This is a genomic window from Cardiobacterium sp., from assembly GCF_057314735.1.
The window spans coordinates 1-25,675 of sequence record NZ_DBHKZK010000052.1; the positions used below are offsets into that span (position 1 = coordinate 1).

Genomic DNA, 25,675 nt, shown 5'->3' on the forward strand with positions numbered 1-25,675 from the left:
AATTTGAATTTGCACAACTCAAATATACCGTGTCTCCGTTGCTTTTTGTTTGCCCGCCGTTTATCAGCATACATTTTAGGACACCACCAGAATTTATAAAGCGAGCTACTATCGCCAAAAAGGCGGATTAGACAAAGCTGCCTGATCCTATCAATCCGCCCTCCGATGTGTGCGGCGGTTCGATATGCCGATACCATGCACGGTAGCAGCTGGTGTAGGTGGGGGTCGTTAGGATGTTGTCATACGGTAGTAGCAGGTTTTGTGGGCACGGGTCTTTCGAGGGTGCCGTCGGCTGGCGCGTTTGAGCCATGCCCTGTTGGTTTCTGCTGATGTCGGCGGGTTCGAGGGCGATGGTGAAGGCGACAGGCAGCGTGTTGAGTATAGCCATCCACCGAAAGCCTCATACGGTGTTGCGTCGCCTCGCCGTACAACCGCGTACTGTCTTCGGCGACGTGCCTTGTCTGAAACTTTCGGTGGATGGCTATAAGGCTTGGTAGAAGTCGGGCAGAGTGAGAATTTCCGCGGGTGACAGTAGCGGTAGGGGCGTCGCTGCGGTTAATCCAGAGGCTGACCCAGCGCTGTTTCAGGTTTTCTTGCACGCTGCTGGGGCTGCTGTCCTTGTAGTCGCTGTGGACGACGATGCGCTGTCGGCGAGGATGTAGGGGTGGCGGCTGCGCGTTGCTGCGTGTGCGGTGGTAAAACCTACTTCGGGATGCCAAGGCAAGAGCAGCAGCAGTTGCCTGTTTTGCAGAGCGGTGCGTCATTTGCAGCTGGTGCTGGCTTTGGGCAGGCTGTCCGGCAGGATGCTGATGGCGTAGCCGCCCGCTGTGAGCGCGGTGAGCATGGTGGTTTCGTCCACCCGCGCGCACTGCCACTGATGGGGATGAGAGCGGCGGCGATGGTGAAGATCCGCCAGAATCGGTGATGTCGTCGATGAGCAGCACCGGTTCGCGGCGGACGTTATGCACGGCAAAGATGCCGTCAGGGTTGGCGCATTGGTGGTAGCTGTTCGCCTGTTGTTTTTGCGGGTCGTTGTCGCGGATTTTTTCGATGGCATTGACCCACGGCAGGCCGAGTCGGGCGGCGAGGCGGCGGGCAAAGTCGGCAACGGGTTTATCGCCAGCAGTTGCGGACGTGGCGCGGGTCGCATTCAATAAACCGGAATTTGTCGGTGTAGTGTGGTGATATGGGGTTGTCGCCAAATATCAGCAGGGGTTCTTTGCCCCGGCGGTTTTTGTTAAGGCGTAATTCTTTTAATGTTTGGGGAATGCTGAGTAACGGATTTTCGCCCAGGCGAAGTTCGCACAGGTTTTGTAATTGGCCAATAGTTTCCGGCAGCAGGGAAAGTTGATTCCCTTGCAGGTCCAGGTCATGGAGTTTTTGTAGTTGTGCAATTTCCGCTGGTAAGGTTCTTATTTGATTATAGGCGAGCCATAGCCATTCCAGTTGGGGCAGTTCCAGGAGCTCTGGCGGGAATCGGGAAAACCGATTTCGTGATAGGGTGAGATAACTCAGGTTTTTCAGGTTGGCAAATGTTGCAGGCAGGGTTTCAAGGCAGTTATTTCGCAAAGCCAGTTCTTGCAAGGATTGCAGTTTTCCCAGCTCAGCGGGAAGCGCGGTCAGTTTGTTGATATGCAGATCGAGGCGTCGCAGGCTTTGCAGTTGGCCAATCGTTTCGGGTAATGCGGCAAGGTGGTTTTCCCCCAGGTTGAGTGTGTGCAGGTTGGAGAGTGCGCCAATTTCTGCGGGGAGCGTTGTAATGCGGTTATTTCCCAGATTGAGTTCCTGGAGGTTGTGCAATTGCCCGATTTCTTTGGGTAATGCGGCGATTTTGTTGAATTGCAGGTCCAGAATGCGCAAATGCTCAAGCCGCTCGATTCCGGATGGAATTTCTTTGATTTGGTAAACCCGTAATTCTTCCAGTGAGGTTGCCAGCATGATTTCTGCCGGGATAGTCGTTATTGTCACGCCGCCACTCAATGCCAACCGTCGCAGTTTTTTGCAATGACGGATTTCTGGTGAGCACGCGGCGATGCGTGCGCCGCCAATATGCAGCTCTTCCAGATTTTCAAAACGGCTGATTTCCGGGGGAATGGCCGTGAGCTGGTCGTCCCTGATGGTGCAGACTTGTACCAGGTGGCAATATTTTTCCGACAGGTTTTGCAAATCTCGCGCGGTATCGGTCAGCACGAGCGGGAAGCGGAATTTTTTCCGCTCGGCAGGGGACTCCGGGTTATTCATGGCAGTTTGTTTTTTATGCTGGATAAAACGGAGCGGAGACAGGGTTATTCCGCCCCGTTTGGGCGCGATGCACTGCGGCTATGGCTTCGTCTTCTCTGTTTCCGCCTGGAGGCGCTCTTCCCAAAACGTCGCGTGCTTGATGCCGAGCGCCTGCGGGTCGAAGGTGTACACGGCGGCCTTTTCTTTTTGTTGGCGTTCGTAGTCGCGCAGGGCGCGGATGGTCGGGCGTCCGGCGCGGAAGAAGATGATCAGCAGGCCGATGATGTTCAGCCAGGCGTTGAGGCCGACGCCGATGTCGCCCAGTTTCCAGATATAGCCCGCGCTGCCGACCGCGCCGTAGGTGACGGCCAGCATCGCGCTCAGTTTGACGATGAGGGTGACGTCGCGCTGCCAGCCGAATTTGCGCGCCAGATAGAGGATGTTGGTCTCGGCGATGTAGTAGTAGGCGAGGATGGTGGTGAAGGCGAAGAAGAAGGTGGCGAGGGCGACCAGCACCGGCCCGCTTTTGCCGAAGACGCTTGCCGTCGCGTACTGGGTGAAGGCGGTGGTGCCGGGGTCGGCGTTAATCACCGCGCCGCTGGCGTCTTTCAGGTAGGTGGCGATGTATTGCGTCGCTTCGCCCGCGAAATGTTGCCCGGCGACGATGTTGTACTGCTTGGTCATCAGGATGATGAGCGCGGTCGCGGTGCAGACGAACAGGGTGTCGATATAGACGGAAAATGCCTGCACCAGCCCCTGTTGCACCGGATGCTCAACGGCGGCGGCGGCGGCCGCGTGTGCGCCCGTGCCTTGCCCGGCCTCGTTGGAATAGATACCGCGCTTGACCCCCATGCCGATGGCCGCGCCGAATCCGGCGGCAGGATTGAAGGCATCGCTGACGATGAGCGCCAGCAGCTCCGGCACGCGGTTGATATTGATGAAGACGATGATCATCGCCAGCACGATGTAGGCGAGTGCCATGAACGGCACGATGACCTGGGCGAAACTGGCGATGCGGCGGATGCCACCAAAGATGATGAACGACAGCAGCACCAGCACGCAGGCGGTGGCAATCAGGCGGTGCGAGCCGACCTCGCCGGCGATGCCGGTCGTCACCGCCTGCCCTTCGCCGAAAATCTGCACCATCGCGCTGGCAACACCGTTTGCCTGCGGGCCAATCAGAAAGAGGCCACAGGCGAAGGTGGCGGCGACGGCGAACAAAATCCCGTACCAGCGCCAGCCGAGGCAGCGTTCAAAATAATAGGCGGGGCCGCCGAGATACATCCCCGCGTCCTTGTCATGCACCTTGTAAATTTGGCCGAGGGTGGACTCCACATACGCGGTACTCGCGCCCAAAAAGGCGACGACCCACATCCAGAACACCGCGCCGGGGCCGCCAAAACCGATGGCGGCGGCGACACCGGCAATATTGCCGATGCCGACCCGGCCGGAGAGCGACACCGACAGCGCCTGAAACGAAGAAATACCGTGCTCGGTGGAATCATCGGAGCGGAAAAGCAGGCGGCACATCTCGGTGAAGTGGCGCACCTGGGCGAAGCGGGTCATGATGGAAAAAAACAGGCCGACGCCGAGGCAGAGCCAGATGAACGACGGGTTCCAAATCACATCATTGAGCCAGAGGACGACGGTCTCAATGGCGCTTTGTTCTTGTTGCATGATTATCTCCGGTAATTATGAAAGGAGCGCCAATGTACAACGCGGCGCGCGTGGCTGTCAGCAAAAAACTGAACGGACGGCAAGCCAATATTCATGCCGGAACCGTTACCATACGACAACCTCCCGCAAACAAAAGGAAAAATACGATGAAACGCCTTGCCCTGCCCGCACTCGCCGCCGCCTTCGCCGCGATTGCCCATGCCGATAACGAAGCCGTAGGCACGCCGCTGGCCATGCCTGCCGAAATGCAGGAAGTCTTCGCGCGCAATCCCGCCACGGCCAGCAATAACGAACGCTTTGCCAGTGCCGAAGCCGCAGCCGTTTACCAGGCGGCGCACGACGGCGACCTTGCCCGCGCGCGACAAATCCTCGCCCAACGCCCGGATATATTGAAAAGCCACAACACGCGCGAAATGACACCGCTTGGCGTCGCCATGATGAGCGGCGACCGCAAAGCCTTCAACGCCCTGCTAGACCTTGGTGCCGACCCCACCTGGCTGGGCGACATGCGCGACACCGACCTGCACCTTGCCGCCATCCTCACCGACCGCTACTGGCTGGATGCCCTGATAAAACGCGGCGTGAACCTCGAAATCCCCAACACCCTGGGCGAGACGCCGCTCTTTGCCGCGCTCGGCCCGGAGACGCGCGACAACTTCGAGCTGCTGCTCAAGGCCGGGGCGGACATCCACGCCCGCCGCACCGCCGACGGCGAGACCCTGCTGCACAAGGCATCCGCCATCAGTGATTACGCCGCCGTGCCGCGCCTGCTCAAACTGGGCGTCGATCCCACCCTGCGCGACCACGTCGGCTACACCTTCCAGTACAGCTACTTCCTCGCCTCCGACAACCCGCCGCACGCCAAAGAAGTGCGCGCCTGGCTCGACGCGCACAACATCCCCATTGACACCAGCCGCATCGCGCCCGACGCGCCACCGGCGGACAACAGCCTCTGCACCGTCCCGCCGACGGCGCTGCTCACCGCCGTCTCGCCGCATTACCGCGCAAGTGCGGCGCTGCTGCAAAACAGCGGCAAAGACAACGCCGCCCGCCCGGCGGACGACGCCGCGCCGGTTGCCGTCAGCGACGCCGACATTGACCGCGTGGCGCAACAGCTCGCCGCCGCCTACCCGGCAGAAGACCGCGCGCAGCAACAACAAAACTATCGCGAACATTACCTGTTCTACCGCAACGACGGCGAAAACGTGCAAACCCTCGCCGGGGCGCTTGCCACCTACACCCTCGGCAGCTACAACGCCTGGCGCGGCTCAAACGGCGACGATGACACCCTGGACAGAACCTACCACAGCCTCCTCGCCCAATACCGGCAGCAGACGGGCAACATAAAAGTGGACAAGGACGACTACCTGCGCCACATCATGCTGGGCATGCAGCTCATCCTTGCCACCGCCTACTGCCATAACGTCGAAAGCCGTGGCCACCTGCAAACGGCAGGCAGCCACGGCCTCAAGGCGCTGTTCAAAACCGCGCCGGAGCGCATCCGCCTCACCCCGGAAGGCATCAGCCTCAACCCCTGAAGCCTGCCCGTACCTGATTTACATACACCTTGAGCGCTCAAGTGTATGTAAATCCCGGACGGGTAGGGCAGGGCACTTTCATAAAAAAACGCCGCAAATGCGGCGCTTTTCTTTCAGGATTGCAATGCCCGGCGCGCTTATGCCCGATCGCCTTTGCGCTGGTAATTGCCGCCGCCCTTGCGCTCGGCAAACGGTTTTTTGCCGCCGCGTTTGCCGTCGAATTTTTTGCCGTCCGCCTTGCCGTAGCTTTTGCCCGGCGCGCCCCGGAATTTTTTCCCCAGCTTGGTTTTCGGTTTGCTGGTGATTTTCGGCTCCAGCCCGGCGATGCGGTGTTCTTCGATTTTCCGCTCCAGGTAGCGCGTAGGGGCGGTTAGGACGAAGTCCGTAACCGCCCGAACCATAGCAGTAGGTCATAACACGATGATTTTGTTCGCAGGTTGGGTTAGCGAGACACAAGCAACCGGAACAGCTCGCATAGCGACCATTCGTAGGGTGTAGCTCACAAAATCGTCGCCACGCAACCGCATTGACTTGGGCGTGTTTACGGCTGAATGGTATAGCCATCCACCGAAAGTTTCAGACAAGGCCTTGCAGGTGAATGGCAAACAGCCGCTGCCGCTGCGCATTATTTTGGCAACGCTGCCGTGCGGGCAACCTGTCGTCGCGCTTGAATATTTTTCCGGCGCCTGCGGTCATTCCCGCCCTTGTCCACATTTTTTGGGGATAACCGCCTGTCGTGCGCGCTGCCGTTGCCCGCCGCCACATGGAAAGTTATGCACAAATGCCGTGCTGGCGCGACGCAGGCGGATGCAAGCGGAAAAAGCGCTTTGTTTACCGCAATCCCTGTTAATCTGTTGTTTTAATGCGTGTTTTATTCGCACGACTGGGGGCGACCGCTGCCGTCGCGGGCAGGAAATGTCAGGTTTTTCGGCAAAATGCGCGAGTTATGCACCAGGTTATCCACCGTGGCAGTCATCGCGCCAATCATCGCCCCCTCCGCCGCCGCATTCGGCGATAATGCCGCCTTTCCCACTCCGCAAAGGAATCCCATGCTCCTCTTTAGCCGCCGCTTTTTGCCGTTTTTCATCACCCAGTTTTTCGGCGCGTTTACCGACAACCTCTACAAAAACGCGCTGCTGGTTTATCTCACCCTGCGCCTCACCGACAGCAAAACGCTCAGCCTCTACACCAATCTGAGCATGGCGCTGTTCATCTTCCCGATGTTCCTTTTCTCCGCCTGGTCGGGGCTGCTCGCCGACCGCTTCGAGAAGCGCTTTCTCATCATCCGCATCAAGTGGCTGGAGGTGTTCATCATGGTGGTCGGCATCCTCGCCTTTGTCTGCGACCTCATCCCGCTGATGGTGCTGGTATTATGCCTGCTCGGCCTGCAATCGACCTTCTTCGGCCCGGTGAAATACGGCATCCTGCCGGAGCGGCTCAATGAAGACGAGCTGATGCTCGGCAATGGCCTGGTGGAGGCGGGGACGTTCCTCGCCATCCTCGGCGGCACGCTGGTCGGCGCGTCGCTGGTCGCGCGTGAATTGCTCTACCCGTGGCTGTTCGCGGCGATGGCGGCATCGGTCGGCATCGGCGTCGCCGCCGCCTACGCCATTCCCGCCTGGCAGGGCGAGACCGACCGCCACGCGCTGCCGCCGTTCCAGCCGTGGCGGCAGACGACGACGCTGCTCGCCTACACCGCGCGGCAGAAGACGATTTTCCAGTGCATCCTTGCCATTTCCTGGTTCTGGCTGCTCGGCGGTGCGCTGCTGACGCAAATCCCGCAATACACGAAGGAAATTCTGAACAGCGACCCGACCGTGACCACCTACCTGCTGGTGCTGTTTTCCGTTGGCATCGGCATCGGCTCGCTCTTAAGCAACCTGCTCGCGCGCGGGCGGATTGAAGCGGGGCTGGTGCCGGTCGGCGCCTTTATCCTCGCCGCCGGGCTTGCGGGCGTCATCCTCATTCAGGGCAATCCCGCCATCGGCGCGTTGCAAACGCTGGCCGCCTTCGCCCGCGACCCGCGCTTCATCCCCACCACCCTCTCCTTCTTCGCCATCGCCTTTGGCGGCGGCATCTACGCCGTGCCGCTCTACGCCATCATCCAGCACCGCGCCGAAAGCGGCCACAAATCGCAAGTCATCGCGGCGAACAACATCATCAACGCGCTCTTCCTCGTCATCGTCAGCCTGCTCGGCGTGCTGGTGCTGGGCGTGCTCGGCTGGAGTATGCAGGCGCTGTTTGCGCTGCTGCTCGGCCTGCACCTTGCCATCTCGCTCTACATCTTCACCGTCGTCCCCGAATTTATCATGCGCTGCCTGGTCATCTGCATCATCGCCTGCTGCTACCGCCTGCGCGTCGAGGGGCGCGACAACGTGCCGAAAAACGGCGCGGCCTATATCGCCTGCAACCACCTGAGCTACATGGACGCGCTCATTCTCATGGTCGCCATTCGCCGCCCGGTGCGCTTCATCATGTATTACAAGATTTTCCAAATCCCGGTACTGCGCTACATCTTCAAAAGCGCAGGCGCATTCCCCATCGCCGGACAACGCGAAGACCGCGAACTCTTCCTCGCCTCCTTTGAACACGTCCACAACGCCATCGGCAAGGGCGATCTCGTCGGCATCTTCCCCGAAGGCGAGCTGACCCGCGACGGCAATCTCGGCGAATACAAACGCGGCATCGAGCGGATGCTGGCGCGCGACCCGGCACCGGTGATTCCGGTCGCCATTAACAATCTCTGGGGCAGCCTCTTTTCGCACAGCGGCGGGCTGATGAAAGGCGGGCCGCGCAAATGGTTCGCGCGCATCACCGTCCGCATCGGCGAACCGCTGCCGCCAGAAACCACCGCCGCCGAACTGCGTGAGGCAACGCAGCGGCTGCTCGACCGTAACTGAATCCCCCCGTGAGCGATAACCCCATGACCGATACCGACCGCATCGCCGCCTTGCGCGCCGAAATCCGCGCACACGACCACGCCTATTATGTCCTTGATAATCCGCGCATTGCCGACGCCGAATACGACGCGCTGATGCGCGAGCTGCGCGCGCTGGAAGCAGCCAGCAGCGCCCCCGTCCCCGCCGATTCGCCGACCCGCCGCGTTGGCGGCAAGGCCGATGGCGCGTTTGCCCCGGTGGCGCACGACGTACCGATGCTGTCGCTGGATAACGTCTTCAGCGAAGAAGAATTTGCCGCTTTCGTCAGGCGCTTGCAGGAGCGGCTCGACCACGACGACCTGCTGCTGTCCGCCGAGCCGAAGTTCGACGGTCTTGCCATCAGCCTGCGTTATGAGCATGGCATCCTCACCCGCGCGGCGACGCGTGGCGACGGCGCGACCGGCGAGGACGTCACCGCCAATGTGCGCACCATCCGCGCCATCCCGCTACGCCTGCTCGACGACGCGCCGCCTGCGGTTATCGACATCCGTGGCGAGGTTTATATGCCGAAGGCCGCTTTTGCCGCGTTGAACGCCGCAGCGGAGCGCGACGGCGGCAAGACCTTCGCCAACCCGCGCAATGCCGCCGCGGGCAGTCTGCGCCAGCTTGACCCCGCCATTACCGCCAGCCGCAAGCTGAGTTTCTACGCCTACGGCATCGGCGCGCACGACGGCTTCGCCCTGCCCGCCACTTACAGCGCCCTGCTCGCGCAATACCGCGACTGGGGCGTGCCGGTCTGCCCGTTGCAACAAAGCCTCGCCAGCGTCGCCGCCGCCACCGCTTATATGGAGGAGCTGGGGCGCAAGCGGCACGGTCTGCCCTATGAAATCGACGGCGTCGTGTACAAGGCCGACCGCTACCGCGACCAGCAGGCGGCGGGCTTCGTCTCGCGCGCGCCGCGCTGGGCGATTGCGTGGAAATTCCCGGCGGTGGAAAAAACCACCGTGGTGGAGGCGATTGACGTGCAGGTTGGCCGCACCGGCGCGATTACCCCGGTGGCGCGGCTGCGCCCGGTGGAAGTCGGCGGCGTCACCGTCACCAACGCCACCCTGCACAACGCCGACGAAGTAGCGCGCAAGGACGTGCGCGTCGGCGATACCGTTTTCGTCCGCCGTGCTGGCGACGTTATCCCGGAAATCGTCAAAACCGTGCCGGAAGCGCGCCCGGCGGACAGTCAGCCGTTCGCCATGCCGACGCATTGCCCGGTGTGCGACTCGGAAATCATCCGCCCCGAAGGCGAGGCGGTGGCGCGCTGCTCCGGCGGGCTGCATTGCCGCGCGCAGCGGGTGCAGGCGCTGATACATTTCGCCTCGCGCAAGGCGCTGGACATCCAGGGGCTGGGCGACAAACTGATAGAGCAACTGGTGCAGGACGGGCGCGTGCATAGCCCGGCCGACCTCTTTGCGCTGACGCTCGCCGACTGGGCGGCGCTGCCGCGCATGGCGGAAAAATCGGCGCAAAACATCTTGGCCGCCTTGGAAGCGGCGAAGGCGACGACGCTGCCGCGCTTCATCTACGCGCTCGGCATCCGCGAAGTCGGCAACGTCAGCGCCGACCTGCTCGCGCGCCACTACCGCGAACTGCCCGCGCTGATGGCGGCGGGCGAAGCAGACCTGCAAGCCATCGACGGCATCGGCCCGGTAATGGCGCAATACATCCGCCACTTCTTCATGGACGACGCCAACCGCGCCGTCATCGCCGCGCTACAAGCGGCGGGCATCCACTGGCCGGCGGTAGAAGCGCCCGTTGTCGCCGCCGACAGCCCGCTTGCCGGCAAAACCGTGGTCATCACCGGCACCCTGCCGACGATGACGCGCGACGAAGCCGCCGCCCACGTCGCCCGCCTCGGCGGCAAAACATCCAGCGCCGTCTCGAAAAAAACCGATTACCTGCTCGCGGGCGACAAGGCGGGAAGCAAACTGGAAAAAGCGCAAGCGCTCGGCGTCGCCATCATCGACGAAGCGCAGCTCAAGGCGTGGCTGGAGGTGTAGGGCGGGGCTTGCCCCACCGCCGCGCTTGAAAACAGTCTGAACATCCCCATTCAACCCCCGCGCCCACGTGGCGCAGTCTTACAACCGCTATGGAAATTCCCGGCATTACCTACAAAAAGGAAAATACATGAACCCTGAAAAACCGCATAAGCTCGCCGTTCTCATCGACGCCGACAACGCCTCCGCCAGTGCCGTTAGCGGCCTCTTTGCCGAAATCGCCAAATACGGTATCGCCAGCGTCAAGCGCATCTACGGCGACTGGAGCCGCCCCGAACCGCAAGGCTGGAAAAAAGACGTGCTGCTCAAGCACGCGCTCATCCCGGTGCAGCAATTCGCCTACACCAAAGGCAAGGACGCGACCGACATGAGCCTTATCATCGACGCCATGGACCTGCTCTACAGCGGCACTTTTGACGGCTTCTGCCTCGTCTCCAGCGACAGCGATTTCACCCCGCTCGCCGCCCGCATTCGCGCCAGCGGCCTGACCGTGTACGGCTTTGGCAAACGCAACACCCCGGAAGCCTTCCGCCAGTCCTGCGACCGCTTCATCTACCTCGAAAACCTGCAAGACGAAGCGGCCAGCGTCGATAAACCCGCTGCCGAGGCCAGCGCAACCCCGCCTGTCGCAAGCGGCGAAAAAATCGCCCCGCCGCCGCGCAAAACACTGGATGGCGCGCTGCGCAGCCTGCTCTACAAAGCGGTAAAAGACAGCACCGACGAAAGCACCGGCTGGGCGTTCGTCGGGCAAATCGGCACCTACCTCAGCCAGACCCAGCCGGATTTTGATACCCGCAGCTACGGCTACGCCAAACTCTCCTCCATGCTGAAAGCGCTGGGCGGCCTGCAATTCCGCCACGACGACGCCAGCCGGATGTACTGCCGCAAAATCCCCTACAGCGAACTGATTAAATTGCTCAGCAACGACGCCCTGCCCAAATTCCAGAACAAAGAAGGCTGGGTAAAAATTGCAGCGCTGGAAAAATACCTCGCGCCGCGCTGGTCATATAAGGAATACGGTTTCGCCAGCTTTATGGCGCTCTTGGAAACCATCCACAATCTGGAGATTCAGGGCGACAGCGTAAGGATGACGCCGTCGGTCTCGCCGGAAAAGGTCTGAAGCAAAAACAGGGCGCATTTGGCGCCCTGTTTTTTGCTATCTGGATTGGCGAATTGTCAAACCAAGTGCAACACTTCTTCAAAATACACTTCATAAGGTGTCCTCCACTGCAAACATTTGCGCGGGCGGTTGTTCAACGCCAGCACAGCTTTCTCGATGTACTCATCCTGATATTGCGCAATATCCTGATGTTTCTGAAGATATAGCCATCCACCGAAAGCCTCATACGGTGTTGCGTCGCCTCGCCGTACAACCGCGTACTGTCTTCGGCGACGCGCCTTGTCTGAAACTTTCGGTGGATGGCTATATTCGCGCAACAGCCCGTTGGTATTCTCGTTCGTGCCGCGCTGCCACGGCTGGTACGGCTGGTACGGCGGCGGGATGTATATTTTTATTCCCAGCGCCTCCGCCACCACCGCGTGCCGCGCGAATTCCTTGCCACGGTCTGGCGTGATGCTATGCACTATCTGCCCTGCCAACACCTTGAAAATCCCCGCATTCACGTTGTCTGCCGTCTTCTTCTCCAGCCGCACGCAGTGCAGATAATGGCTTTTGCGGTCAACCAGCGTCAGCAACACCGCGCCGCCAACCACGCCCGCCACGGTGTCGGCTTCCCAGTCGCCAATGCGCTCCCGTGCCTGCGCCTCCTGTGCGCTGTAGGTTCCATCAGGGGAACGGTTGCGGTTCAGCTCGCGCAAGATAGTGCTCCTGTGGCGCTTCAATAGGGTAGCGATGGCGGCGAGGCTGTAGCCCAACTCGTGCAGAGCCATTATGCAACCCCGCTCAAAGGGCGTAATATGACGGTAGGTATCCATTTGCGGTCTCCTGCAAGGTTTTGATGTTTTTTGCAGTATCGCTTATGGATGCCTTTTTTGTAGCTGTTGCACTTGAATTGTAAATTCGCCACATACACCCAAGCGCCCAACCTGTATGTAAACCACAAACCAACCCGCACCATGCCCCGCGTCCACACCGGCCACCTCGCCCTGCTCCTCACCGCCGCACTCTTTGGCATCGCCTTCATCTTCCAGCGCCACAGCGCCACCGCCGTCAGCGCGCTCACCTTCATGAGCTGGCGCCTGCCGCTCTCCGCGCTGATGCTGCTCGCCGTCCTCGCCCTGCGCCGTCGCCCCGTTTGGGGACACTGGCTGCGCGACGGCATCTGCTGCGGCATCCTCCTCTTCCTCGGCATGTACAGCCAACAATGGGGACTGGAGCACACCACCGCGGGCAAATCCGGCTTCATCACCAGCCTCTACGTCATCCTCGTCCCGCTTCTGGCACTACTCGGCGGCGAGCGCCTCGGCAGAACACTCATCCTCGCCACCCTGCTCGCCTTCGCCGGCCTCACCTGCTTTGCCGCCATCCACAGCGACAGCGCCGCGCTCAACTGGAACGCGGGCGACAGCGCCACCCTCGCCAGCGCCCTCATCTGGGCGTTCTACGTCAACTACTACGGCATCGCCGTGCGCCGCAGCGAACTGCTCACACTCACCACCGTACAAATCACCGTCGCCGCACTCCTCACCCTGCCCGCCACCCTCGCCACAGAAGGCGCGGGCGCACTCACCGACCCGACGCTGCTCAACTACAGCAAATGGGACATCCTCTACACCGCTGTCGCCTCCTCCGGCATCGCCTTCTTCCTGCAAGGCTGGGCGCAGCGGCACGTTGCCGCCACCCCGGCCGCCATCATCCTCTCCATGGAAAGCCTCTTCGCCCTCGCCGCCGGCTGGCTCATCCTGGGCGAACCCGCCACGCCGCTGATGCTCACCGGCTGCGCCCTGCTTTTTACCGCAATGACCGTCGCCCAACTGGAACCGCCAAAACCATGAACACCCTCGCCCACCTTACCGCCGCCCTCGCCGCGCTCATCCACCTCTACATCTACTGGCTTGAGCGCCATGCCTACGGCAGCGCCCGCTTTTGCCGCACCTTCAACATCGCTGAACGCGACCTGCCCACCTTGCGCGCGCCCTTCCACAACCTCGCGCTGTACAACCTGATGCAGGCGCTCGGCGTCCTCGTCGGCCTCGCGCTGCGCCTCGCCGACATTGCGCCAGCCGTGGCAACCGGACTGCTGCTGACCCCGCTCGCCACCATGAGCGCGGCGGGCATTTACCTCTACACCACCGCGCCGGACAAACGCCGCCCCGCCCTCGTCCAGGCGGTACCGCCGCTGCTTGCGCTCATCGCGCTGGCGTTGGCCTGAAACGTATAGCAATCCTCACAAAGCCCTGTACGGCGTTGCGCCGCCTCGCCGTACAACCGCGTACTGTCTTCGGCGACGCGCCTTGTATAGCCATCCACCGAAAGCCTCATACTGTGTTGCGTCGCCTCGCCGTACAACTGCGTACTGTCTTCGGCGACGCGCCTTGTCTGAAACTTTCGGTGGATGGCTATACAGAACTTTGTGAGTATCGCTATAACCCAAAAACGCCACCGCATCCGGTGGCGTTTTTGTTTCATCTGCTCGTGGCTTATGACCGGCTTACTGCGGCTATTTGCGTCGCGGCGCACAGGGTGTGTGCCTCAGGCACGCACGCGTTTGCCGATGTCAAATTCCCGCGTGCGTGTCGGCTACACCGCCACACACCCTAAGCACGGAACCCGCCCGCTATTCCGCCTGCCAATGCCACGGCGCAAGCCAGGCGGCGAGGTTGAGCGCGGTCAGGCTCAGCAGGATGAGCGCGTTGGCGTGCGGGTATGCGCCGAACGGCAGCATCGCGTGCAGATGGAAGGACGGCAGCTCAAGCAGGGACAGCGCCGGGTCGGCAAAGGGCAGGGTCATCAGCCCTTGTTGGACAAGGAGGTTCAGCGCGAGCCATAGGCTGATGAGGGCGATGTTGGCGATGAGCAGAATGCGGGCGAAGGGTCGGACGTGCAGCGGCGGCAGGGTGTCGCGGTCGGGTAGCGGCCAATGGTCGCTTGCGTGGCAGGCGCGGGCGGTGGCAGCGATGGTGCAAACGGTGTCGTAGTCGCCGAGCGGCGCGCTATAGATGCCGTGGTTGTCGCCGTCCTGGTCTTCGATGAGGAGTTGTTGTGCGCGGTAGCGGTTGGCTTTCAGCGCGCTGATGTAGGCGATTTCGTCCCACGGAATATGGCAGTGGGTGGCGCCGGCGTGCAGGCTCGCGCCGCGTGTTGGCAGGCGAGCAAGGTCGCGCTGGCGACGGTTTTTTAGGGCGAGGTGGATGCCGTCGGCGTCCAGGCGGACGAGTGGCGCGTCGTGGTGGCTGAAGGCGTGGCGCGCGGCCTGCCACGCGGCGCGGATGAGGAATGCGAGCGGCAGCAGCAGGGCGAGGGCGACGGCATGACCGCTGGCGACGCCGCGGCTGGTGAGCAGAGCCAGCAGCGCGGCGGTCGTCAGCCAGGCGAAGGTGTGCCAGTTGCCACGGGCGATGGCGCGCGGGTGTTTGTACCATTGGTGCGGCGGGAAGGTGTTTTGGGCGGCGGCGCGAGGGGTTTCTGTTCCGGAGGTGGTGGGCTTTTCCGGTATCTGCGCGTGTTTGCTGCCCTCACCTCTGCCTTTCCCCCACGGGGGAGGGGTGTTGTTGTATGGCGTCTTTGCGACCGCCTGCCAGCGCCACGGGGCGCGCCAGGCGATGAGGTTGGCGCAGGTGAGCGCGACGAGCCACGCCAGCAGCGGCGCGGCGAGGACGGCGGGCGGCTTGAGGGCGATGAGGACGGCAAGCGCGAGGGCGGTGGCGTCGTTGGCGATGAGCAGCGCCCAGGCGAGCGGGCGAATGTGCAGCGGGTAGCTGCGGCGGTTGTCCGCCTTGCCGTCGAGGTGGCGGGTGTGGCGCAGCAACGCTTCGGCGACGGCGGGCGGGTGCTGTTGCTGGATTTCGGCGCGCAGGGCGGCGATATCGTCCCCGGTGGGCGGCGCGGCGGGTTCGCCCTTGAGGGCATCGACGAGGTCGCGCAAGTTGGCCTGTTCGGCGGGGGTGAGGTCGCCGCGAGCGAGGGTGCGCCGGTAAGCGTGTTCGAGGAAGTCGTCGCCATCATCCGGCACGACGGTGGCGCGGTGCTGCGCCTTGCCGTGGTTGCAGGCGGCGATGATGTCTTGCGCGGCGCGGTAGCCGATGGTGGCGATGGCGATGCTGATGGGCAGGCGGCGGTTGAGGCCGTGGATGCCGAGGCGGACGGGTCGCGGTTGGTGGGTGAAGGCGGTGGGTCTTTCGTTGATGGTGGCGTAGCTGTAGTCATCCCACGGCAGGAAGTCGCTGCGGCTGCGGATGCCGTTCGCATCGAGCTGGAGGCGCGGCGCACCCGGCTGGTGGAAGGCGGTGAAGGTGATGGCCGCCGCGTAGGCGAGCGCCAGCAGCAGTCCGGCGATGTGCCATAGCGGGTACGGTGTGCCGTGGATGAGGCGGACGATGAGGACGAGGGCGATGGCGAGCGCGCCGTAGTTGTGGATATTGGCGCGGCGGATGGTGCGCGGATCGGTGTACCACGCGCGCGCTGCGATGGTCGGACGTGGTGCGGCGGGCGGTTTGGCGCTGACCGGAGCGGATGGTGGCTGTGGTGCGGGTGGGGCGGCAATGGCTGGCGCTTGGGCGCTGACGCGGGCGGGTGGAGGCGCATGGCGACGGATTTTGAGGAAGGCGATGCCTGCCTGGCAGAGGCGGATGAGTACCCAGAGGTTGAAAACGGCGATGAGCGGCAGGCTGAAGTGGATGAGAAGGCGGGCGGCGGCGGAGAAGTGCCAAAAGCCGGACAGGGCGACGTCGGCGGCGAGGATGATGAGGATGGCGGCAGCATCCGCGCGGTAGGGGTTGGCCGGACGGTGCGGCGGCGCCAGCTGTGTGCCCTGATGGTATTGGTCGATGTCAAAGAGGGCGTCGGCGAGGGTGTCGGCGGCGTCTGCCCCCCAGATGAAGGCGCGTCGTCGGGGCGTGGTCGCTGGGCACGGCTTCGCTGAGGTGGACGTGGATGGCGATTTGGCCGCGTTGCGGGTCGGTGGCGTCCAGCCAGCGGCGCAAGCGGTCGCTTTCGCCAAGCCCGGAGGGGGCGGCTTCGCCTAGCACGATTTCCAGCCAGACGGCATCAGGGTTAGCACTGCCACGGATGACGGCAACGGGGTCGGGCTCAGTGGCGCGCAGTTCGGCGATGTCGGCCCAGCGCCAGTTGCCGAGGCGAGCGCCATCGCGGTCAAACACGGTGAGACCATCGCCGTCGCAGGCGAACATGGGCGAGGGCAGCGGACGCGGACGGAAGTAGCAGCGGCCTTGCCAGAGCAGGTTGAGGGCGACGAGCGTGGTGTAGCCGAAGAGGATGTGGAAGGGGTTGGGCAGTTGCGGCAGTTGTGCGCTGGCGAAGATGAGGCAGACGCAGAGGGCGGTGAGTACGCCCATGCCGGGGGTGAGCAGGTTGATGTCGGGGTAGTCGGTGCGGTCGTCGGGGGTGTAGTACCAGATGCGGTTCATGGGTTACAGGATGAGATAGGGAAAGTGCGGTGTATCGTTAATGTGGGGGATTTTGGCCGCGCTTGCAATACAGCCTGGCGCCTGGCGTTGACGGCGAGAAATTTCGTAGGTCGGCCATTTATGGCCGACCTACGAACTGAATGGTAAACCGCGCCTAAGCCTTCGCTAATCCAGGCATCTGTTTTTTGCGCGTACAATCCTCGCTTTCACGCATCCGCGTGTTTTCCTTAATTAAAGAGAGGTTTTATGTTACGCAAGCAGTCTGGCCGTGCAGGGATGCGGTTTTTGGTGATTTTGGTGTTGCTGGCGGCGGGCGGTTATGCCTGGTGGCATTTCCGCGCCAAGCCTGACGAGGCGGGGGCAATCAAGTACATCACCGCCGAGGTGAAGAAGGGCGACATCGCGCAGACGGTGCTGGCGAGCGGTTCCATCCAGCCGTTCAAGTCGGTCAAGGTTGGCGCGCAGGTGTCGGGCGAGATTAGCGCGCTGTCGGTGAAGATTGGCGACAAGGTGAAGACCGGCGACCCCATCGCCGAGATTGATGCGAGTACGCAGCAGAATACGCGCGATAGTGCGGCGGCGTCGCTGGCGTCCAGCAAGGCGGCGCTGACGGCGGCGCAGGCGAAGTTGCGCGAGGCGCAGCAGAATTTTAACCGCCAGCAGGAGATGGTGAAGAAGGGCGCGGCGGCGCGCGAGTCGCTGGATGCGGCACAGGCGACGCTGAAATCGGCGCAGAGTGCGGTCGATCAGGCAAAGGCCGATATTCGCAAGAGCCAGTTGGAGCTGGACAACGCGGGCTTGCGTCTGGGTTATACGAGTGTGACTGCACCGATGGACGGCGTGGTGATTTCGGTCGCGGTGGAGAAGGGGCAGACGGTGAACGCGGTGCAGGACAGCCCGACGCTGGTGACGCTGGCGCAGACGAACACGATGACGGTCGAGGCGGAGATTGCCGAGGCGGATGTCGGCGCGGTGCAGCCGGGCATGGCGGCGTATTTCACCCTGCTCGGCGCGGACAAGACCCGCTATGAGGGCAAGCTGAAATCCATTGACCCCGCCCCGCTCGCCACTTCCAAGAACACCACTACCACCACCAGCAGCAGCAACGACACCGCCGTCTATTATTACGGCAAGATGGACGTGCCCAATGCCGACGGCAAGCTGCGCATCGGCATGACCGCCAACATGGTGATTAACGTGCGCGAGGCGAAGGGCGTGCTGACGATTCCGATGACCGCGCTGCAAACGAATGCGCAGGGCGAGGACGAGGTGCAGGTGATGGGCGCGGACGGCAAGCCGCAGCCGCGCGAAGTCAAGCTCGGCATCAATGACGGCGTCAATACCGAAGTGACCGAAGGGCTGACGGCGGGCGAGCAGGTCGTGGTCAGCAGCGGCACCGGCGAGAGCAGTATGCCGATGCCGGGAGGGCCGTTCTGATGGGCGAGCCGATTATCCGCATCCGCAACCTCTACCGCCGTTTCCCCAGCGGCGACGGCGAAGTCACCATCCTCAAGGGGCTGAACCTCGACATCGAAGCCGGGGAAATGGTCGCCATCATCGGCCAGTCCGGCAGCGGCAAATCGACGCTGATGAACATCCTCGGCTGCCTCGACCGCCCCAGCGACGGCGAGTACTACATCAACGGCAAAAACGCCACCGATCTGAGCCCGCAGGAGCGCGCCGCGCTGCGCCGGGAAAACATCGGCTTCATCTTCCAGCGCTATCACCTGCTGGCCGACCTCAAGGCGTGGGAAAACGTCGCCATTCCCGCCATCTACGCCGGAACGGCGGCAGACGCCCGCGAAGCGCGCGCCAAGGCGCTACTCACCCGCCTCGGCCTCGGCGAGCGCACCGAGCACAAACCCGGCCAACTCTCCGGCGGCCAGCAACAGCGCGTCTCCATCGCCCGCGCGCTGATGAACGGCGGACAAATCATCTTCGCCGACGAACCCACCGGCGCGCTTGACAGCCACAGCGGCGAAGAAGTGATGAAAATCCTCGGCGAACTGCACGCCGAAGGCCACACCATCATCCTCGTCACCCACGACCGCCACATCGCCGAACACGCCGACCGCGTCATCGAAATCAAAGACGGCGAAATCATCGACGACCGCCGCCAGGACGCGGACGGGAGCGCCAGCGGCAAACGCGCCGCCGCGCCAGAGACCAAAAAAACCCTGTTCGGCGCCGCCGGGCGCATCACGTCGGCCATCAACATGGCATGGCGCGCCATCATCGGCCACAAACTGCGCGCCTTCCTCACCATGCTCGGCATCATCATCGGCATTGCCTCGGTGGTCAGCGTCGTCGCGCTGGGACAAGGCGCGCAACAACAAGTGCTGGCGAACATGAGCGACCTCGGCTCGAACACCATCGAAATCTTCCCCGGCCAATTCGGCGACCGCCGCGCCGGACGCATCCGCACCCTCATCCCCGCCGACGCCACCGTCCTTGCCAAACAGGACTTCATCGACAGCGCCACCCCGGTAGTCAGCGCCAGCGCCACCGTGCGCTACAACAACAAAGAACTCACCGGCGAAATCACCGGCGCGGGCGACCAATACTTCCAGGTGCAGAACCTGCCCATCGTCGCCGGACGCGCCTTCGACCAAAAAGACATTGACAACTACGCCGCCGTCGCCATCCTCAACCAAAAAGGCGCGGAAAACCTCTTCGGTGCAACGGCCACGAACGGCTACGCGGGCGCGCTCGGCGAAGTCATCCTGCTCAAAAACGTCCCCGTGCGCATCATCGGCATCGTTGATACCAGCAGTCAAAGCCGCTTTGACATGAGCAACAACATCAGCGTCTATATGCCCTACACCGCCGCGATGAACCGCCTCCTGGGGCGGAGCAACGTCTCCAGCATCGTGCTGCGCATCAGCGACAGCGCCAACCCGGCAGTCGCCGAAGACGCCATCACCCGCATCCTCACCCGCCGTCATGGCAGCAAAGACTTCTCGCTCTTCAACAGCGAAAGCCTGCGCAAAGCCATCTCGCAAAGCGTCCAGGTCTTCAGCATCCTCATCTCCTCCATCGCCGTCATCTCGCTCGTCGTCGGCGGCATCGGCGTGATGAACATCATGCTCGTCTCCGTCACCGAACGCACCCAAGAAATCGGCATCCGCATGGCCGTCGGTGCAAGGCAAAGCGACATCCTCATGCAATTTCTGATAGAAGCGCTGATGCTCTGCCTGCTCGGCGGCGCGATAGGTGTCGGCCTCGCCTACGGCTTCGGCTGGGTGATGAACAACACCGGCGGCACGGGCGGCGGCGAACAGGCGGCGTTCAAACTGGTGTACTCCACCGCCTCCACCATCGCCGCCGTCATCTGCGCCAGCGGCATCGGCCTGCTCTTCGGCTTCCTGCCCGCCCGCAACGCCGCCCGCCTTGACCCGGTCGAAGCCTTGAGCCGGGAATAACCTAATAAATCCCCCTCCCCTGCAGGGCGAAGCCCGCAGCGGGGGAGGGCTGGGGAGGGGGTGAGCAATGTTACTTACGAAATAAGACTCCGTTTTTTCAAATTTGCAGTCCTCAATCTCTTCTCCTTATGGGGGCTGCGAACAAACCGCGTAGCGACAAACCCACCTCACCACCCATTTACATACACCTTCCCCGCTACCCTGTATGTAAAATCATCCATCCCTACCCAGTTCCTTCCGACCCATGAACCCCGTCGAAACCCTGCTTGCCCAAACCCTCGCCGCCAACGCCGCCGCCGGTTATCCCGACATTGACCGCAGCGCGGCTGCCCGTGGCGAACGCGCCCGCCATCAGGCGTATCTCGCCCGCAAAAACCGCATTGAAGGCCTGCCCGCCCCGCCTGCCGACAGCCTCGAAGCCCGTCTCGTCCGGCATTACATTGACGGCGACATCAGCGCCGCCCAGCTCGTCGCCATCACCCGCCTGCTGCCGCGATGAATCTGCACGCCTGGCTTGCCCGCGCCACCGCCGCCCATCCCGACCGCGACGTCGCCGCCATCGAAATCCGTCACCTCGCCGCGCACGTCACCGGCCTGTCGCCCACCGCGCAACGCATCCACAATCCCGAACTCACCGCCGCGCAATTGCAGACGCTGGACGCGCTCGCCGCCCGCCTGCACGCGGGCGAACCGCTCGCCTACCTCCTCGGCCAGCAGCCGTTTTACGGGCTGGAACTCAAGGTCAGCCGCGCCACCCTCATCCCGCGCAGCGATAGCGAAATCCTCGTCGAACGCGCGCTGTCGCACCTGCGCGACCTGTCCGCGCCGACCGTGATTGACCTCGGCACCGGCAGCGGCGCGCTGGCACTCGCCATTGCCGCCGCCCGCCCGGACGCGCAGATTACCGCCACCGACCAAAGCGCCGAAGCGCTGGCGATTGCCGCCGACAACGCGCGCATGCACTGCCTTAGCAATCTCCGCTTCCTCCAGGCCGACTGGCTCGCGCCCTTTGCCGCCGCCAGCGCCGACCTCATCGTCAGCAACCCGCCCTACATCGCGCCCGATGACCCGCACCTTGCCGCGCTTGCGTTTGAGCCGCAGACGGCACTCGTCGCCGCCGATGACGGCTACCGCGACCTGTTCGCCATCATGGCGCAGGCGCCGCGCGTGCTGAAAGGCGGCGGCTGGCTCCTTATGGAACACGGCTGGCAACAGGGCGCCACCCTGCGCGCCCGCGCCGATGCCAGCGGCGACTGGCAACACATCGCCACTCATTGCGACTATGCCGGCCGCGAGCGCATCACCGAAATGCAGCGGCGCGGCTGATAGAGCCGTCCACCGAAAGCCGCATACGGTGTTGCGCCGCCACACCCGGCGAACCATTTCTACAAGCGCGGCTTATGCCGCGACCGCAAAAGGATTGACCCACAGCGCCTGCGGGAAAGCGGCGCGTACCGCCGCTTCATCAGCGGCGCGGCAGAGGATTTTCACGTTCGGCCCGGCGTCGATGGTGGCGTAGATTTCAAGACCGTCGGCGCGTGCCTGCCACAACTGGTGCAGGGTGGCGAGTGTCTGCGGTTGCAGGTAGCACAGCGCCGGGCGGGCGGCGAGCATGGTGGCGTGCATGGCGAGCGCGTTCGCCTCCGCGGTGCTGCCGAGTGCGCTGAAGTCGCGGGCGGCAATGGCGGCTTCCAGCGCGGCGAGGTCGGCGCTGGCGGTTGCTGGCCAAGCGGTGTACAGCGGGCTGGTGGCGGTGGTGTGGTTCATGCCGTCGCCACTCGCGGTTTTCTTCGCGCCGCTGTCGATTTCCACCAGCGCAATGCGCAATTCCTGCCAGTCGCTGGTGATGGGCGCGGCGAAGCTGTCGCTGCCATCGTCGCGCGTGCCACGCTCCCATTTGACGAAACCGTGCCAGAGCGAGCGCGCCGCGCTGCCGCTGCCGAGGCGGGCAATGGCGGAAAGGGCGCTGTCTGCGAGATTGAGCTGCCAGTAGCGGGCGAGTGCCATCGTCAGCGCGGCAAAACCGGAGGCGCTCGATGCCAGCCCGGCGGCGGTGGGGATGGTGTTCTCGGTTTCGATGTGCAGCGGTTGCGCTGCGCCACGCCGCCACAGCTCAATGAAGGCGAAGGTACGGCGGTGCAGGGCGCTGCCCGGCGCAGCATCGCTGCCGTTTAAGGTAATGCGGTCGCGGTTGGCGGCGCGGACGGTGGTGTGCGTGCCGAGGCCGCCAAGCGAGATGGAGAGGCTGCCATTGACGGGCAGATTGAGCGCGCGGTCGCGTTTGCCCCAGTATTTGGCGAGGGCGATGTTGGCGGGCGCGTAGGCTTTGCCCTGCGCTGTGGGCTCAAGGCGGGCGGGGAGGAGGGAGGCGAGGAAGTCGGCGGGGGTCATGGGGATTCCGTTTTTGGGGCAGTTTGGCAGATGGATGAATGACACAGATGCGCCGCTGCTATACGGCGTTTGAGTTCAGATATGAAATTCCAGTATTGGCGATTGTTACTGAAATATGCTGGCGCTATAACGTATTCCTTTTGGGTAAAGAGGCGGCCTTGCGGGATGTCCTCATGTATGCAAAAAACAGGTTCTTTTTGTCTGAGATATTGTTCTTCTGTTGCATGACTGATACGGGCATAGGGGATATGGTAATACCGACTGGCACCTAAAATATTATTGACAGGCAGAATGAGCATATCGTCCGTCAAGGTAATGGTTTTGCCCGCGCGTAAATAGGCAATGATAGTGCGCACACTCATTATGGTCATCCACGAAAACAAGATAATTGCAGCGTAATAGACAATATAAGCAAAAATAATTATGTCTGCATCCGTCTTGAACATTATTTTGTTATGAAGTGCCAAAAACATCCCTAAGAAACTCCCAGACATTAACAATACGATGAATGTACCAAACAGGATTCTTCTTGATGGATGGTAGCGATAGCTAATAATTTCATCTGACATGATGCCTTTCCTTTCTTTGGTTTGCTTGCAAATGTCCGGTTTCATTGACGGGATTTGCTTGGCACGCGGCGTAGGCGTCGCCCGCGGCGGCGGGCTCAAGGCGGGTGGCGAGGAAGTCGGCGGGGGTCATGGGGATTCCGGGTGACGGGTTTCTTTAAGATGGCGCGATTGGGCAGGGTTTAGCGTGCGGGTATTGTCGCAGTTATGCACATGGTTGGCGAAGGTGGCGACAGGCGGAGCGGGCGCGTGAGGCGGGACGGCAGGCGGTAGCCCGGTTATTTACCGGTTTTTCAACGAATTTTGTGTTGATGCGGCGCGACGCACCTGTCCCGGACGCGAGGCACGGCAGCGATTTTGCGCCAAAAGGCGCGCGTTATATAGCCATCCACCGAAAGTTTCAGACAAGGCGCGTCGCCGAAGACAGTACGCGGTTGTACGGCGCGGGTTTCCCTAAAAAATGGCTCCGCCATTTTTTAGGGTGCCCGGTCAGGCGACGCAACACAGTATGAGGCTTTCGGTGGATGGCTATACACCGGGTTATCCACCATCACCGCCAGAATGACCCGCTCCCGCCAACTGCCCGCGCAGCCATTGCTGTGCCGGATCGGCGTGGTTGCGGTCGTGCCAGAGCAGCAGTTTCTGATAACCCGTTGCCGGGAAAGGCAAATCCTTCAGCACCAGGCCGTCGTCGGAGCGCACCAGGCTGGCGGGGATGACAGCGAGCAGGTCGCTTTGCCGCAGCAGCTCCGGGATGAGGGCGAAATGTTGCAGCGACACCGCGACGTGGCGGTGGTAGCCCAGCTCGCGCAGGGTGTCGTCAATCGCGCCGGAGAGGCTGCCGCCGTAAAACGAGCCGAGGGCAAAGCGCTGGCGGCAGAAGGTGTCCAGATTCCACGCCGCCTGCAACGCCGGATGTCCGGCGCGCATCGCGCAGACAAAGCGCTCCTCATACAGCACGCGGTAGCGCAGCCGCGCGCGGTGTCAGCACCATGCCCTGGCCGTTGCGCACCAACAGCGGGGCGTCAAAAAAACGGCGCAGGCGGGCGAGCATCCCGCTCACTGCCGGTTGCGACAGCGCAAGGCGCGCCGCCGCGCGGGTGACATTACCTTCCTCCAGCAAGGCGTGCAGGGCGCGCAGCAGATTCAAATCCAGATTGTGCAATAGATTCATGGCATATCGGAATGGATGATAGGGGGTATCGGCGTTTATGATTTTGGCGGCAGGCAATGGCGGGGTATGATGCGCCGCGCGTCGGGAATCCGCCCGCCGCATCATGGAGCATACATCATGCAAAGCATAAAAATGAATAACGGCGTCGAAATTCCGGCATTGGGATTTGGCGTCTTTCAAATTGTACCGGAAGAAACCGAACAGGCTGTGGTGGATGCCATTGCCGCCGGCTACCGCCATATTGATACCGCGCAAGCCTATGTCAATGAAACCGAAGTTGGCAGAGGTATTGCCCGTAGTGGCATCGCCCGCGAAGAACTCTTTGTAACCACCAAAGTCTGGATAGAAAATGCGGGCGAAGTGGCGGCCACCGCTTCACTGGATCGCTCCTTAAAACGGCTGAATCTCGATTATATTGACCTGGTACTCATTCACCAGCCTTACGGCGATGTCTATGGCACCTGGCGCGCATTGGAAAAATATCAGGCGGCGGGCAAAATCCGCGCCATTGGCGTCAGCAATTTCACCCCCGACCGCGCCGTCGATTTGGGGGTATTCAATAAAGTCATGCCGCAGGCAAACCAGATAGAAATAAACCCCTTCCACCAGCGCGAAGCACAAGTCGCCGCATTACAGGAAGAGGGTATTGTCGTCGAAGCCTGGGCGCCCTTTGCCGAAGGCAAAAACCATATCTTCAGCAATCCGGTTTTGACGAAAATTGGCGCGCAATACGGCAAAAGCGTGGCGCAAGTCATTTTGCGCTGGCTGGTGGAAAACAACATTGTCGCTTTGGCCAAATCCACCAAACCGGAACGCATGGCAGAAAACCTCAATATCTTTGACTTCAGCCTGAATGAGGCGGACAAAGCGGCGATTGCCGCGCTCGATATGGGCGAAAGCCAGTTCATCAATCACCAGACCATTGCCACCGTGCGCTGGATGAAAGAACGTATCTTTAATGTATAAGGATTTCCAGCGACACCGGCGCACACGCGGGCGTGATTTTCGCGCACACCGAAAGCCGCGGCGCCCTGCAAAAAGTTTTGGAAGAAGATTGTTATTATCCGGATTTCACCCAATATGAAATCCGCGAATTTGCGCCGAAACTGATTGCCGCCAAGATTGCGGATCTGGCGGAAAGTCCGTAAACGTATGGGACAATAGACTTCCTTCCAAACTATAACTTGCACGGCAACCCGACAAAATTCCAAACC

22 protein-coding genes and 2 pseudogenes are annotated in these 25,675 nt (G+C 62.0%); 12 read left to right on the forward strand and 12 right to left on the reverse strand.

Annotated elements, in window-relative coordinates; all coding sequences use genetic code 11:
* Positions 1 to 239 precede the first annotated feature (239 nt).
* From ACO54Z_RS06535 to ACO54Z_RS06545, 3 genes are all read right to left on the reverse strand, one after another.
* On the reverse strand, positions 240 to 1,154 hold the full coding sequence (locus ACO54Z_RS06535; RefSeq protein ID WP_485996305.1) for a hypothetical protein: 915 nt from the start codon (positions 1,152 to 1,154) through the stop codon (positions 240 to 242).
* A complete protein-coding gene (locus ACO54Z_RS06540; RefSeq protein ID WP_485996306.1) occupies positions 1,114 to 2,190 on the reverse strand; it encodes a leucine-rich repeat domain-containing protein in 1,077 nt (358 codons plus the stop codon). Before ACO54Z_RS06540 ends, ACO54Z_RS06535 begins: the two co-directional genes overlap by 41 nt.
* Positions 2,191 to 2,319: 129 nt before the next feature.
* Positions 2,320 to 3,897 (reverse strand): alanine/glycine:cation symporter family protein, encoded by a 1,578-nt coding sequence (locus ACO54Z_RS06545; RefSeq protein WP_485996307.1) that lies wholly within the window; start codon positions 3,895 to 3,897, stop codon positions 2,320 to 2,322.
* A gap of 146 nt (positions 3,898 to 4,043) precedes the next feature.
* On the opposite strand from ACO54Z_RS06545, the gene ACO54Z_RS06550 reads away from it, so the two are divergent.
* A complete protein-coding gene (locus tag ACO54Z_RS06550; protein WP_485996308.1) occupies positions 4,044 to 5,435 on the forward strand; it encodes an ankyrin repeat domain-containing protein in 1,392 nt (463 codons plus the stop codon).
* 137 nt (positions 5,436 to 5,572) lie between these two features.
* Here the strand turns inward: ACO54Z_RS06550 and ACO54Z_RS06555 are convergent, their stop codons facing one another.
* Entirely contained in the window at positions 5,573 to 5,836 is a 264-nt protein-coding gene (locus ACO54Z_RS06555) for a hypothetical protein (protein WP_485996309.1), read from the reverse strand.
* 648 nt (positions 5,837 to 6,484) lie between these two features.
* On the opposite strand from ACO54Z_RS06555, the gene ACO54Z_RS06560 reads away from it, so the two are divergent.
* The 3 genes from ACO54Z_RS06560 to ACO54Z_RS06570 all read left to right on the forward strand — a co-directional run bounded on the left by ACO54Z_RS06560 (position 6,485) and on the right by ACO54Z_RS06570 (position 11,482).
* Positions 6,485 to 8,335 (forward strand): MFS transporter, encoded by a 1,851-nt coding sequence (locus ACO54Z_RS06560; protein ID WP_485996310.1) that lies wholly within the window; start codon positions 6,485 to 6,487, stop codon positions 8,333 to 8,335.
* Positions 8,336 to 8,358: 23 nt separating this feature from the next.
* The gene (gene ligA, locus ACO54Z_RS06565) at positions 8,359 to 10,365 is read left to right on the forward strand and encodes an NAD-dependent DNA ligase LigA (protein WP_485996323.1); all 2,007 of its coding nucleotides are present in this window, start codon (positions 8,359 to 8,361) and stop codon (positions 10,363 to 10,365) included.
* A 127-nt stretch (positions 10,366 to 10,492) separates the two neighbouring features.
* Complete coding sequence (locus tag ACO54Z_RS06570) at positions 10,493 to 11,482, forward strand: NYN domain-containing protein (RefSeq protein ID WP_485996311.1); 990 nt, start codon at positions 10,493 to 10,495, stop codon at positions 11,480 to 11,482.
* 308 nt (positions 11,483 to 11,790) lie between these two features.
* Here the strand turns inward: ACO54Z_RS06570 and ACO54Z_RS06575 are convergent.
* Together ACO54Z_RS06575 and ACO54Z_RS06580 are read right to left on the reverse strand one after the other, a co-directional pair.
* Positions 11,791 to 12,129, reverse strand: a pseudogene (locus ACO54Z_RS06575) (IS30 family transposase); the annotation flags it as partial.
* 42 nt (positions 12,130 to 12,171) lie between these two features.
* A pseudogene (locus tag ACO54Z_RS06580) lies at positions 12,172 to 12,297 on the reverse strand (helix-turn-helix domain-containing protein); the annotation flags it as partial.
* Between the two features lie 141 nt (positions 12,298 to 12,438).
* Between ACO54Z_RS06580 and ACO54Z_RS06585 the strand changes: the two are divergent.
* Positions 12,439 to 13,317 (forward strand): DMT family transporter, encoded by an 879-nt coding sequence (locus ACO54Z_RS06585; RefSeq protein ID WP_485996312.1) that lies wholly within the window; start codon positions 12,439 to 12,441, stop codon positions 13,315 to 13,317.
* Positions 13,314 to 13,694, forward strand: coding sequence for a DUF1304 family protein (locus ACO54Z_RS06590; protein ID WP_485996313.1), 381 nt, complete (start codon positions 13,314 to 13,316; stop codon positions 13,692 to 13,694). Before ACO54Z_RS06585 ends, ACO54Z_RS06590 begins: the two co-directional genes overlap by 4 nt.
* A 405-nt stretch (positions 13,695 to 14,099) precedes the next feature.
* Here ACO54Z_RS06590 and ACO54Z_RS06595 read toward each other — a convergent pair whose 3' ends face one another.
* Positions 14,100 to 16,481, reverse strand: coding sequence for a hypothetical protein (locus tag ACO54Z_RS06595; RefSeq protein WP_485996314.1), 2,382 nt, complete (start codon positions 16,479 to 16,481; stop codon positions 14,100 to 14,102).
* 673 nt (positions 16,482 to 17,154) lie between these two features.
* Between ACO54Z_RS06595 and ACO54Z_RS06600 the strand changes: the two genes are divergently transcribed.
* The 4 genes from ACO54Z_RS06600 to prmC all read left to right on the forward strand — a co-directional run bounded on the left by ACO54Z_RS06600 (position 17,155) and on the right by prmC (position 21,656).
* The gene (locus ACO54Z_RS06600) at positions 17,155 to 18,345 is read left to right on the forward strand and encodes an efflux RND transporter periplasmic adaptor subunit (RefSeq protein WP_485996315.1); all 1,191 of its coding nucleotides are present in this window, start codon (positions 17,155 to 17,157) and stop codon (positions 18,343 to 18,345) included.
* Complete coding sequence (locus ACO54Z_RS06605; RefSeq protein ID WP_485996316.1) at positions 18,345 to 20,330, forward strand: MacB family efflux pump subunit; 1,986 nt, start codon at positions 18,345 to 18,347, stop codon at positions 20,328 to 20,330. Before ACO54Z_RS06600 ends, ACO54Z_RS06605 begins: the two co-directional genes overlap by 1 nt.
* Positions 20,331 to 20,574: 244 nt before the next feature.
* Entirely contained in the window at positions 20,575 to 20,829 is a 255-nt protein-coding gene (locus tag ACO54Z_RS06610; protein ID WP_485996317.1) for a hypothetical protein, read from the forward strand.
* Complete coding sequence (gene prmC, locus ACO54Z_RS06615) at positions 20,826 to 21,656, forward strand: peptide chain release factor N(5)-glutamine methyltransferase (RefSeq protein WP_485996318.1); 831 nt, start codon at positions 20,826 to 20,828, stop codon at positions 21,654 to 21,656. The genes ACO54Z_RS06610 and prmC overlap by 4 nt, the downstream gene beginning before the upstream one ends.
* A 72-nt stretch (positions 21,657 to 21,728) precedes the next feature.
* Here the strand turns inward: prmC and mvaD are convergent, their stop codons facing one another.
* From mvaD to ACO54Z_RS06640, 5 genes are all read right to left on the reverse strand, one after another.
* A complete protein-coding gene (gene mvaD / locus ACO54Z_RS06620) occupies positions 21,729 to 22,721 on the reverse strand; it encodes a diphosphomevalonate decarboxylase (RefSeq protein WP_485996319.1) in 993 nt (330 codons plus the stop codon).
* Positions 22,718 to 23,290, reverse strand: a complete 573-nt coding sequence (locus ACO54Z_RS06625) for a hypothetical protein (protein WP_298080024.1) — start codon at positions 23,288 to 23,290, stop codon at positions 22,718 to 22,720. Before ACO54Z_RS06625 ends, mvaD begins: the two co-directional genes overlap by 4 nt.
* Complete coding sequence (locus tag ACO54Z_RS06630; RefSeq protein ID WP_298080025.1) at positions 23,280 to 23,420, reverse strand: hypothetical protein; 141 nt, start codon at positions 23,418 to 23,420, stop codon at positions 23,280 to 23,282. Before ACO54Z_RS06630 ends, ACO54Z_RS06625 begins: the two co-directional genes overlap by 11 nt.
* Positions 23,421 to 23,827: 407 nt before the next feature.
* Positions 23,828 to 24,247: a LysR substrate-binding domain-containing protein gene (locus ACO54Z_RS06635; protein WP_485996320.1), complete on the reverse strand. Its 420-nt coding sequence runs from the start codon at positions 24,245 to 24,247 to the stop codon at positions 23,828 to 23,830.
* Complete coding sequence (locus tag ACO54Z_RS06640; protein WP_485996321.1) at positions 24,237 to 24,461, reverse strand: helix-turn-helix domain-containing protein; 225 nt, start codon at positions 24,459 to 24,461, stop codon at positions 24,237 to 24,239. Before ACO54Z_RS06640 ends, ACO54Z_RS06635 begins: the two co-directional genes overlap by 11 nt.
* 117 nt (positions 24,462 to 24,578) lie before the next feature.
* Between ACO54Z_RS06640 and ACO54Z_RS06645 the strand changes: the two genes are divergently transcribed.
* Both ACO54Z_RS06645 and ACO54Z_RS06650 read left to right on the forward strand, forming a co-directional pair.
* The gene (locus ACO54Z_RS06645) at positions 24,579 to 25,427 is read left to right on the forward strand and encodes an aldo/keto reductase (RefSeq protein ID WP_485996322.1); all 849 of its coding nucleotides are present in this window, start codon (positions 24,579 to 24,581) and stop codon (positions 25,425 to 25,427) included.
* Positions 25,424 to 25,609: a YciI family protein gene (locus tag ACO54Z_RS06650; RefSeq protein ID WP_485996324.1), complete on the forward strand. Its 186-nt coding sequence runs from the start codon at positions 25,424 to 25,426 to the stop codon at positions 25,607 to 25,609. Before ACO54Z_RS06645 ends, ACO54Z_RS06650 begins: the two co-directional genes overlap by 4 nt.
* The last annotated feature ends 66 nt before the right edge of the window (positions 25,610 to 25,675 follow it).